The sequence below is a fragment of the Achromobacter sp. UBA5777 genome, assembly GCF_002418565.1.
Classification (GTDB): domain Bacteria; phylum Pseudomonadota; class Gammaproteobacteria; order Burkholderiales; family Burkholderiaceae_B; genus Achromobacter; species Achromobacter animicus.
In genome coordinates, this window is the sequence record NZ_DIEJ01000076.1 from 1 (window position 1) to 10543 (window position 10543).

The window sequence follows — 10543 nt, forward strand, 5'->3', positions numbered from 1 at the left end:
TCCGCCGGAAGGCGAGGATCTGCGGGCGGCGCGTGAGCTGCGCGGCGAACCTGCGGACGGCGGTGATGCGTCGGGCACCGAAGCGTCGGGCGCTGCGGCGTCGGGCGGTTCCGTGATGGGCACGCCGGAACCGGCGCCCCGCTAGGCACAATCTGCCGGGCGCGCCGTGTAGGCGCAGCCCGGCTCAGCGATTCAGATCTTGATGTCGCCGGCGGCCTGGCGCCGCATGATGTCTTCGACCAGCACGAGGGCCGCTTCCAGCGTGAACTCGCCTTCGGCGATATGGTGCAAGGCCGTCGCGACGTCGACGGTGGCGATTTCCATGACCTCGCCATCCCGGTTGGCGGGCCACGCGTCCGGCGCCAGGATGCACGTGCTGGTCAGCACGTCTTCCACCTGATAGCCCTCGGGCAGCCGGCGGTGGATGCGCAGGATCGTGCGCAGCGGCGTGCGGCGCGCGAGGTCGGGTTCGTCCAGGCCGGCTTCTTCGCCGCATTCGCGCACCAGCGCCAGTTCCAGATCCTCGCCCCTTCCCGCCAATCCGCCGACCAACGTGTCCCACATACCGGGATCGGTCGACTTGCTGAGCGAGCGCCGGGCGACCCACAGCTTGCCGTCGGGCGTCCACGCATTCAGATGCACGGCCTTGGTCAACAGACCCAGCGGCCGCACGGCCGCGCGTTCGATGACGCCCAGCGGCTCGTCGCCATCCAGAACGTCCAGCAATTCATCGCGCCAGCCGCGCAGGCAGTTGGCCTGGCGCAACAGTTCCGCGGCCTGTTCCAGCACGGCGTCCAGCGCATTGCCGGGGGCAAGGCCCTGGCCGATGCGCAGCGCCGCGTCGTCCGCGTGCGTTTGCGGCGCATCGCGCAGCGCGTCGCAGGCCGCGTGCGTGGCCCAGCCGCAGCGGCGCCCCGCTATATATAAAGCGCGCGCGCCTTCAGGGGCGGGCTCCTGCGCGCGGGCGCACAGGGCGGCATACAAATCGGGCAACTGCTTTTGCATCGTGGCGCCAAGGAGATGAGGTTGCTGGCGATTTTAAGCCACCCGGTTTACGGTCCGTCGTCAAGGGGCGAGTGCCTATGGGGGCGGGCCGCATGAATTCAAGAGCACTAAATTACATCTGTTTGCGCGTCCGCTATAATCCGCCAGTTTCTTTGTGATTTCGAGAGGGAACGACAGGGCCGCTCTATCTCCCTGCATCGCCCTGCCATCTAATAATTGCGTGTTGCCCGTATTCCGGTGACTTCCGCCACCAGCAAATGGGCCTTCGCGCCGTATTTCGAGGTAAGCATGAAGAAGTGGAGAGGGATACTGGGGGCTTGTGCGATGCTGATTGGCGGCGTGGCCGGTGCCCAGGTGCAAAACATGCCCGGCGGTCCGAAGGTCAATCAGCTGAACCTGCATGAAGGCGTCACCGCGATTTCGCGCGACATCATGTGGCTGCATTGGTTGCTGCTCACGATCTGTATTGTGATTTTCATCGGCGTCTTCGGAGTGATGTTCTACTCCATCTGGGCGCACCGGAAGTCCCGCGGCCACAAGGCGGCGACCTTCCACGAACACCTGGGCGTCGAAGTCGCCTGGACTGTCATTCCCTTCATCATCGTCATCGCCATGGCGCTGCCGGCCACCAAGACGGTCGTCGCCATGAAAGACACTTCCAGCGCGGACCTGACCGTCAAGGTCACCGGCTATCAATGGAAGTGGGGCTACGAATATCTGGACGGCTCGGCCGCCGGCATCAAGTTCCTCTCCACGCTTTCCACGCCGCGCGCCCAGATCGAGAATCGGGAGCCCAAAGGCGAGTTCTATCTGATGGAAGTGGACAACCACCTGGTCGTCCCCGCCAACAAGAAGATCCGCATCGTTCTCACGGCGGCCGACGTCATCCACTCGTGGATGGTTCCGGACTTCGGCGTGAAGCAGGACGCCATCCCCGGGTTCCTGCGCGACACCTGGTTCAACGCCGAAAAGCCTGGCATCTATCGCGGCCAGTGCGCGGAATTGTGCGGCAAGGACCACGCCTTCATGCCCATCGTCGTGGAAGTCCTGGCGCAGCCCGACTACGATAAGTGGGTTGAAGACCAAAAGAAGAAGATGGCGGCAAACGCCGACGATCCCAATAAAGAGTGGACGGAAGCTGAACTGGTTGCCCGCGGCGAAAAGGTTTTCGCGGCAAATTGCGTGGCCTGCCACCAGGCCAACGGCAAGGGCATTCCCGGTTCCTTCCCGCCGCTCGACGGAGACAAGGTTGTTCTGGGCCCCAAGGGGGAGCAGATCAACACCGTGCTGAAGGGCAAGCCCGGCACCGCCATGGCGGCGTTCGGCGGGCAGCTCAACGATGTCGAGATCGCAGCGGTCATCAGCTATACGCGCCATGCCTGGAGCAACGCCGGCAAGGGGCAGGACCCGACGGTTCTTCCGAAGGACATCACGCCCGCGCGCTGATTGCGCGCGTGCCGTTCCTTCACCGTAGAACCGGTTCCGTTTAGTCAGAGATACCCTGCCGCCCCGTTGGACGGGGCTGGCACTCAGCAGGAAGGAGTCCATCATGAGCAGCGTCACTGTAGACCACGTGTCGCCGGGCCACGGCCACGGTCACGATGACCACCATCACGGCGTGCCCACGGGCTGGCGCCGGTGGCTTTTTGCAACGAACCACAAAGACATCGGGACGATGTATCTCATCTTCTCGTTCGTCATGCTTCTGGAGGGCGGCACGCTCGCCCTTTTGCTGCGCACCGAGCTCTTCGAGCCGGGCCTGCAGTTCTTCCGCCCCGAGCTGTTCAACCAGTTCACCACGATGCACGGCCTGATCATGGTGTTCGGCGCGATCATGCCGGCCTTCGTGGGCTTTGCGAACTGGATGATTCCGATGCAGATCGGCGCATCCGACATGGCGTTCGCGCGGATGAACAACTTCAGCTTCTGGCTGCTGCCGGTCGCCGCGATCATGCTGACCGCCTCGTTCTTCGTGCCGGGCGGCGCCACCGCCGCGGGCTGGACGCTGTACGCGCCGCTGTCGCTGCAGATGGGCCCCGGCATGGACCTGGCCATCTTCGCCATCCACATCATGGGCGCGTCGTCCATCATGGGCGCGATCAACATCATCGTGACCATCCTGAACATGCGCGCGCCCGGCCTGACGCTGATGAAGATGCCGCTGTTCTGCTGGACCTGGCTGATCACGGCGTTCCTGCTGCTGGCCGTGATGCCGGTGCTGGCCGCGGCCATCACCATGGTGCTGACCGACCGCCACTTCGGCACGGGCTTCTTCAATGCCGCCGCCGGCGGTGACCCGGTCCTGTACCAGCACGTGTTCTGGTTCTTCGGGCACCCCGAGGTCTACATCATGATCTTGCCGGCGTTCGGCATCGTGTCGGCCATCGTGCCCGCGTTCGCCCGCAAGAAGCTCTTCGGCTACGCCTCGATGGTGTACGCCACCGCCTCCATCGCCGTGCTGTCGTTCATCGTGTGGGCGCACCACATGTTCACGACGGGCATGCCGGTGACCGGTCAGCTCTACTTCATGTACGCCACCATGCTCATCTCCATCCCGACCGGGGTGAAGGTGTTCAACTGGGTCGCGACGATGTGGCGCGGGTCGATGACCTTCGAGACGCCGATGCTGTTCTCCATCGGCTTCATCTTCGTGTTCACGATGGGCGGCTTCACGGGTCTGATCCTGTCGGTGGCCCCGATCGACATCCAGGTCCACGACACCTATTACGTGGTGGCTCACTTCCACTACGTGCTGGTGGCCGGTTCCCTGTTCGCGCTGTTTGCCGGCGCCTACTACTGGGTGCCCAAGTGGACGGGCCGCATGTACAGCGAAAAGCTGGGCAAGCTGCACTTCTGGTCGACGCTGATCTCGTTCAACGTGACCTTCTTCCCGATGCACTTCCTGGGTCTGGCCGGCATGCCGCGCCGTTACGCCGACTACGCCGCGCAGTTCACGACGTTCCATCAGCTCGCCACGATCGGCGCGTTCTGGTTCGGCCTGTCGCAGCTGATTTTCCTGGTTGCGATCCTGCGCTGCTACATGGGCAAGGGCGAACCGGCCCCGGCCAAGCCGTGGGAAGGCGCCGAAGGGCTGGAATGGACGGTGCCGTCGCCCGCGCCGTTCCACACCTTCGAAACGCCGCCCGAAGTGAAGTAAATCCCTATCCATGTTCCAGGTAGCACAGCAATGACACCCGAGCAGCGCCGCCGTAACAAAATCGCAGGACTGGTTCTTCTGGTTTTCGTCGTTGCCGTGTTTGCCTGGACGGTGATCCGCGGTTCGGCCTTGCTGACCGGCAAGGCCGTCGGCTAGAGGCCTGGGCATGAGCGACGACCTTCGCGAAACGTCTCAGCGCAAGCTGAGTTTCCTTCAGACGATGAAGGCGGTGGCGTGGGGGTTCTTCGGTGTGCGCAAGGGCGCGGGCTACCGTGAGGACAGCGCCAAGCTCAATCCGGTCCACGTCATCGTGGCCGGACTGCTGGCAGCGGCAATTTTTGTGACTGTGCTGGTTTTAATTGTTCGTTGGGCCGTTTCCAGCCTGACTTGAATTACCTAAATCTAAATCTGTACCAGGGAGAAAGCCATGAGTGCAAGCCACTCGGTTCAAGGTAAAGAGGCACCGTACTACTTTGTCCCCGCCGACTCGGGCCATCCCGTGCGCATGGCCGTGGCACTGCTCTTCATGGGCCTGGGGGCCGCGGCCTGGGTCAACGGCGCCAGTTGGGGCAAGTGGTCCGTGCTGGTGGGGTTCATCGGCGTGGTCATCGTCATGTATTACTGGTTCGGCGACGCCATCCACGAATCCGAGACCGGCCTGAACAGCAAGCGCATCGACGGCTCGTACCGTTGGAGCATGAGCTGGTTCATCTTCTCCGAGGTCATGTTCTTTGCGGCGTTCTTTGGCGCGCTCTGGTACACGCGCACCATCACGACGCCGTGGCTGGGCGACATCGACCACCGCCTGATGCTGTGGCCGGATTTCCAGGCCGCGTGGCCGAACTTCGGGCCGGCCGGCGTGGTGGAACCGTTCCAGACCGTGGGTCCCTTCTGGCTGCCCACGATCAACACGGCCCTGCTGCTGAGCTCCGGCGTCACGCTGACCATCGCCCACCATGCGCTGCGTGAAAACCACCGCGGCAAGGCGAAGTTCTGGCTGGCGGCCACTGTCATCCTGGGCTTTGTGTTCGTGGGCTGTCAGGCGTTTGAGTACATCCACGCCTACCAGGACCTGAACCTCAAGTTCAACTCGGGCGCATACGGGTCGCTGTTCTACATGCTGACCGGCTTTCACGGGTTCCACGTGATCCTGGGCGCCACGATGCTCACGGTCATCCTGATCCGCCTGATCCGCGGCCATTTCACGGCAGACCATCACTTCGGGTTTGAAGGCGCGGCCTGGTATTGGCACTTTGTCGACGTGGTGTGGCTGGGCCTGTACCTGTTCGTGTACTGGTTCTGACGTCGTGGTTCTGATCGCAGCCGGCGGCACCGGCTGCGGTTGCGGCACGGGAAAGCGCGAAGGGGTGGCCGGGCGGCAAGCCGGCATCCGTCGCGCTTTCAGGCCATTTGGCGGGACGCGCCAGCGGGTGCGGCGCACAAGCCGGGGAACCGGGGCCCGCGCAGCCTATCTAAAACCGGTGCTTTCGATCCAGCCCATGTGATGGGCGAACAGCACGAACAGGAACAGGGCGACCGACAGGCCGATGCGGACCGTCAGCGCGTTGACCGTGCGGTTGGTGGTACCTTTGTCCCGCATCAGGTAGACCAGGGCGGATGCCAGACTGGCCAGTATCCCGATGAAGGCCAGAACGACGAAAACGCGCATTGTGGTCTCCCGACTATTCAGATTCAGCAACGACAGATGTCCCGACCGCATTCCACCCGCTACACGGTAGCCGCCTTACTGCTGCTTGGCCTCGCCGTGATGGTGCTGGTGTCGCTGGGGCAATGGCAGTTGCGCCGCAGCGATGAGCGACGCGCCATTCTGGCCTCGATCGAAGCGGGCCGCAAGCAAGCGCCGCTGGCGTTGACGCCGTCGACGCCGCCCGCCGACATGACGGCCTGGCGCGTGGTGCAAGCAAGCGGCACGTGGTTGCCGCAATTCAGTGTACTGCTGGACAATCGCAACCATGAAGGGCGGCCGGGCTATTGGCTGGCCACGCCGCTGCTGCTGGATGCGGCCACGAATCGCGCGGTGCTGGTGCTGCGGGGCTGGCTGCCGCGCGTCATCCAGGGCCAGGGCGAACCGCAGCTTCCGGCCACGCCCGAGGGCGTGCAGACCGTGCAAGGCGAGCTGTCGGTGCGCGTGCCCCGCATGTTCGAGCTGTGGTCGCTGAGCGGCACGGAAACCTCCACCCTGCCCGCGGCGCTGCCGGTGGCCGGCGGCACCGTGCCGCAGGTGCAGAACCTGCCGCTGGACGCCTACGCCCAGGCGACCGGACTGAATCTTTTGCCCACGGTGCTCAGCCAGGGCGGCCAGGCCAACGACGGCCTGGTGCGCGACTGGCCCCAGCCCTCTGTCGATTTCCAGCAGAACACGTCGTACGCGGTACAGTGGTTCGCTTTTGGCGCGATTGCCGCCATTGCATGGCTGGTGGTGCTGGGGGGCGCCATCCGCCGCTCACGCCAGCGCGTGGACCAGCAGGCCCAGGCGCGCATGCGTGCGCGCAGATGACCAACGCTATTCCAGGATAAAAAGTGGCTCGCGACATTCCAACCAACAAGCCTGCAGTCAAGCGTTCGCTGACGCCCATGGTGCTGGTGTTCCTGTGCTCGCTGGCGCCCATCGTCGCGGCGTTCGTGGTTTACCTGAACCCGCAGTGGTGGCCCACCGATTCCAGCAATTACGGTACGCTGCTGTCGCCCCAACGGCCCATGCCCGCGGCGTCCGAACTGCGCCTGACCACGCTGGACGGCAAGCCCTTCGATCTGGAAAGCCTGAAGGGCAAATGGCTGCTGGTGGCCGCCGACGGCGCAGCATGCCCGGAAAGCTGCGCGCGCAAGCTGTTCATCACGCGCAACAGCCACGCCAGCCAGGGCAAGAACGTGGACCGCCTGGCGCGCGTCTGGTTCATCACGGATGACGCGGTGGTGCCGGACAAGGTGCTGGAGGCCTACAAGGGCACGGTGATGGTGCGCGTGGATCCGGATCAGTTGGCCCGGTTCCTCCTGGCGCGCGACACGGCCGCCGGCCAGCCCGGCCTGCAGGATCCGATCTGGGTGATTGATCCCCTGGGCAATCTGATGATGCAGTATCCCGCCGAGGCGGATGGCGTGCGGGTGCGCAAGGACATCAGCAAGCTCGTCTATAACTCGCGCATTGGTTGAATGTAGGTTTTTGATTTGAATATGGAACGCATCAAAGCGCGTTATCGCAAGCTCGTCTTCTTTACCTGGTTCCTGACGCTGGACCTCATCATGTTCGGCGCCTTCGTGCGCCTGACCGATTCCGGGCTGGGCTGTCCGGACTGGCCCGGCTGCTACGGCAGCGTCACGCCGATCGGCGCGATGGGCGACATCCACGAAGCCTCGCAGGCCATGCCCTTCGGGCCGGTGACGCTGTCCAAGGCCTGGATCGAAATGATCCACCGCTATGTCGGCGCCATTCTGGGCATGCTCATCATCGGCATCGTCTACATGGCGTGGCGCTATCGCCGCGAACTGGGCCGTTCGCCCGCGCTGGCCATCACGACGCTGGTCGCCGTGTGCGTGCAGGGTGCGTTCGGCGCCTGGACCGTGACCCACAAGCTGATGCCCGCCGTCGTGACGGCCCATCTGGTCTTTGGCCTGTCGGTGCTGGCGCTGATGACCTGGCTGTCTTCGCGCGAGCGTCCGCACCTCCCGGTCAGCGCCGAGGCCGTGCGCTGGAAACCGTGGGTGGCGGTCGGATTCGGACTCCTGCTGGTGCAGGTCACCTTGGGCGGTTGGGTCAGCACCAACTATGCGGCGCTCGCCTGCATGGACTTTCCCACCTGCCACGGGGTGTGGGTGCCGGAAATGGACTTCCACGGCGGCTATTCCGTCATCCGGGGCCTGGGCGAGCTGCCTTCCGGCGAAATGATCTCGCAGCCCGCGTTGACGGCGATCCACTGGGTGCACCGCAACTTTGCCTTCGTGGTGTTCGTCTATCTGGGCATTCTGGCGTGGCGGCTGCGCGCGGCCGAGCCCGGCCTGCGCGGCCCGGCCACGCTGATGCTGGCCCTGCTGGCCGCGCAGCTCTTCACGGGACTGACCACCATCTTCTTCCAGTGGCCGCTGCTGATCGCCGTGCTGCACAATGGGGGCGCTGCGGGCCTGACGCTGGCCGCGGTGGTGTTGATGGTCCGGCTGGCGTCGGCCGGCCGCGAGCCGGGCGGTACGACCCCAATTTGGTGCGCGTTTAAAATGAGGTCCACTATGACCAGTCTTGCCGCTCCTCAATCCGGATTGCTCCGCCAGTACCTCGTTCTCACCAAGCCGCGCGTCACGCAGCTGGCGGTGTTTTGCGCCGTGATCGGCATGTTCCTCGCGGCGCCCGGCATTCCCGACATGCGCCGTGTGCTGTTCGGCACGATCGGCATCTGGCTGCTGGCCGCCGCCGCGTTCGCCATCAACTGTCTGATCGAACAGGAAGTCGACGCCCGCATGCTGCGCACCGCGCGCCGGGCCACGGCGCGCGGCACCATTTCGGCATTCCAGGTGCTGAGCCTGTCGGGCCTGTTGGGCGGCGCCGGCATGTTCGTGCTGTACAACATGGTCAACCCGCTGACCATGTGGCTGACGTTCGCCACGTTCGTGGGCTACGCCATCATCTACACCATCATCCTCAAGCCGCGCACGCCGCAGAACATCGTGATCGGCGGCCTGTCGGGCGCAATGCCGCCCGCGCTGGGCTGGGCTGCCGTTGCGGACTCGGTGCCGGCAGAAGCCTGGGTGCTGGTCCTCATCATCTTCATCTGGACGCCGCCGCACTTCTGGGCGCTGGCGCTCTATCGCAATCACGATTACGCCAAGGCCGGCCTGCCCATGCTGCCGGTGACGCACGGCAACCAGTTCACCCGCCTGCACATCCTGTTGTATAGCCTGGCGCTGATGGCGACCACGCTGTTGCCCTACGCCATCCGCATGAGCGGCGAACTCTATCTGCTGTCCGCCCTGGTGCTGGGCGGCATGTTCGTGTCCTACGCCTGGCGCCTGTACCGCGCGTACAGCGACGAGCTGGCCCGCAGCATGTTCCGTTTTTCCATTCTCTACCTGGCGCTGCTGTTTGGCGCGCTGCTGGTGGACCACTGGGTCGGCCTGTTGCGCTGATCCCCTGGAGGTTGTTGATGTCCGTGTTTTCCGCCAGCCGCCGGCTGGTCCTGCGACTGGGCGCAGCTGCCGCAGTCGCCGCCGCCCTGGCTGCCTGCGGCGAGAGCAAACCCGTGTTCAAGGGCAGCGACATCAGCGGCACGCAACTGGGCCGCGCCATGGAACTACCCGATCACAACGGCAAGATGCGCCAGCTGTCGGACTTTTCCGGCAAGGTCGTGGTCGTGTTCTTCGGTTTCACGCAGTGTCCAGACGTGTGCCCCACGTCGCTCGCCGAACTGACCGAAGTCATGAAAAAGCTGGGTCCGGACGCCGATCGCGTGCAGGTGCTGCTGATTTCGGTGGACCCGGAGCGCGATACGCCCGAGGTGCTCAAGCAGTACGTCACGGCGTTTGATCCGCGGTTCCTGGGGCTGACCGGCACGCCGGACCAGGTCAAGAAGGCGGCGGCGTCGTTCAAGGCGTATTACGCCAAGGCGCCCACCAAGGACGGCAACTACACGATGGACCACACGGCCGCGTTCTACCTGCTGGACGGCAAGGGAGAGTCGCGCGTGCTGGTCAACAACAACGTCGGGGTTGATGCCCTGACGCATGACATCCAGGCGCTGCTGAAGGGATAACCGCGGGGCTAACTGCGCGGTTGATTGCGGCGCCAGCCGCCAGGCTGCTCAGACCTTTGCGGCCGCCCAGGCCGCCAGCGCCGCCCGCGCTTTATCGCCGAGTTCCGTGGCGGCGATCTCGCGTTGATGGCTGATGATCATCAGCGCGTAAGGGGCGGCCAGCGCGGCTGCTTCGGGGCACAGGCGCGACTCTTCTCCCACCGAAGGCGACGTGTTGCGCCAGTAGTTGATTGCCTGTTCCAGTTGGGTCAGCGTGATCGAATCCATGGGGCCTATTTTCCACGAATGCCCCACCCTGTCCACCCTCCATCTGCCCTGCAATGAAGGGTCACCATCGCAACATGCCGAAACCGCGCGCGGGTGCTATACCACTGCCGGTTAGTTACGATGGAGCATCGTCATGAATACTTCGACCTCTTCCGCGTCGCCGCGCCGCGGCTTGCATCCGCTGCTTGCCGTCGCCGCGATCGCCGTCATCGTCATGTGTTCGGTAGGCGTCGCTGCCGTGCTGGGCTGGCTGCCGTCGCCGTCCGCCAATCCGCACGCGGACGCCGCCGTGGCCGAGGCCGGCCCCGAAGACGCCAACCTGGCGCCCGCGCCGGCCGCTGAACCACCCACCACCGCG

12 protein-coding genes and 2 pseudogenes are annotated in these 10543 nt (G+C 64.6%); 11 read left to right on the forward strand and 3 right to left on the reverse strand.

Annotated features, from left to right (window positions below; genetic code table 11):
* Window positions 1–192 precede the first annotated feature (192 nt).
* Window positions 193–1005, reverse strand: a complete 813-nt coding sequence (locus B3446_RS05360) for an NUDIX hydrolase (RefSeq protein WP_291378156.1) — start codon at window positions 1003–1005, stop codon at window positions 193–195.
* A gap of 288 nt (window positions 1006–1293) precedes the next feature.
* Between B3446_RS05360 and coxB the strand changes: the two genes are divergently transcribed.
* From coxB to B3446_RS05385, 5 genes are all read left to right on the forward strand, one after another.
* Entirely contained in the window at window positions 1294–2451 is a 1158-nt protein-coding gene (gene coxB, locus B3446_RS05365; RefSeq protein ID WP_175137072.1) for a cytochrome c oxidase subunit II, read from the forward strand.
* Between the two features lie 103 nt (window positions 2452–2554).
* On the forward strand, window positions 2555–4162 hold the full coding sequence (ctaD, locus tag B3446_RS05370) for a cytochrome c oxidase subunit I (RefSeq protein ID WP_175123886.1): 1608 nt from the start codon (window positions 2555–2557) through the stop codon (window positions 4160–4162).
* A gap of 30 nt (window positions 4163–4192) precedes the next feature.
* Complete coding sequence (locus B3446_RS05375) at window positions 4193–4318, forward strand: cytochrome oxidase small assembly protein (RefSeq protein WP_217467855.1); 126 nt, start codon at window positions 4193–4195, stop codon at window positions 4316–4318.
* Window positions 4319–4328: 10 nt separating this feature from the next.
* On the forward strand, window positions 4329–4553 hold the full coding sequence (locus B3446_RS05380; protein ID WP_056565538.1) for a DUF2970 domain-containing protein: 225 nt from the start codon (window positions 4329–4331) through the stop codon (window positions 4551–4553).
* A 36-nt stretch (window positions 4554–4589) separates the two neighbouring features.
* Window positions 4590–5465 (forward strand): cytochrome c oxidase subunit 3, encoded by an 876-nt coding sequence (locus B3446_RS05385; RefSeq protein ID WP_191576291.1) that lies wholly within the window; start codon window positions 4590–4592, stop codon window positions 5463–5465.
* Between the two features lie 165 nt (window positions 5466–5630).
* Here B3446_RS05385 and B3446_RS05390 read toward each other — a convergent pair whose 3' ends face one another.
* Window positions 5631–5831 carry a twin transmembrane helix small protein gene (locus tag B3446_RS05390; RefSeq protein WP_105236947.1) on the reverse strand — a complete coding sequence of 67 codons (201 nt, stop codon included), beginning with the start codon at window positions 5829–5831 and terminating at the stop codon, window positions 5631–5633.
* A gap of 36 nt (window positions 5832–5867) precedes the next feature.
* On the opposite strand from B3446_RS05390, the gene B3446_RS05395 reads away from it, so the two are divergent.
* The 5 genes and pseudogenes from B3446_RS05395 (at window position 5868) to B3446_RS05415 (ending at window position 9918) form a co-directional block, all read left to right on the forward strand.
* Window positions 5868–6680 (forward strand): SURF1 family protein, encoded by an 813-nt coding sequence (locus tag B3446_RS05395; RefSeq protein WP_291378164.1) that lies wholly within the window; start codon window positions 5868–5870, stop codon window positions 6678–6680.
* A 77-nt stretch (window positions 6681–6757) separates the two neighbouring features.
* Window positions 6758–7333 carry an SCO family protein gene (locus tag B3446_RS05400; protein WP_175123983.1) on the forward strand — a complete coding sequence of 192 codons (576 nt, stop codon included), beginning with the start codon at window positions 6758–6760 and terminating at the stop codon, window positions 7331–7333.
* A 21-nt stretch (window positions 7334–7354) separates the two neighbouring features.
* A pseudogene (locus B3446_RS05405) lies at window positions 7355–8388 on the forward strand (COX15/CtaA family protein).
* A 13-nt stretch (window positions 8389–8401) separates the two neighbouring features.
* Entirely contained in the window at window positions 8402–9295 is an 894-nt protein-coding gene (gene cyoE, locus B3446_RS05410) for a heme o synthase (RefSeq protein ID WP_175123882.1), read from the forward strand.
* A gap of 17 nt (window positions 9296–9312) precedes the next feature.
* Window positions 9313–9918, forward strand: a complete 606-nt coding sequence (locus B3446_RS05415) for an SCO family protein (RefSeq protein ID WP_291378166.1) — start codon at window positions 9313–9315, stop codon at window positions 9916–9918.
* A 48-nt stretch (window positions 9919–9966) separates the two neighbouring features.
* Here B3446_RS05415 and B3446_RS05420 read toward each other — a convergent pair whose 3' ends face one another.
* A complete protein-coding gene (locus B3446_RS05420) occupies window positions 9967–10185 on the reverse strand; it encodes a DUF3717 domain-containing protein (RefSeq protein ID WP_291378168.1) in 219 nt (72 codons plus the stop codon).
* A gap of 133 nt (window positions 10186–10318) precedes the next feature.
* On the opposite strand from B3446_RS05420, the pseudogene B3446_RS05425 reads away from it, so the two are divergent.
* Window positions 10319–10543, forward strand: a pseudogene (locus B3446_RS05425) (hypothetical protein); the annotation flags it as partial.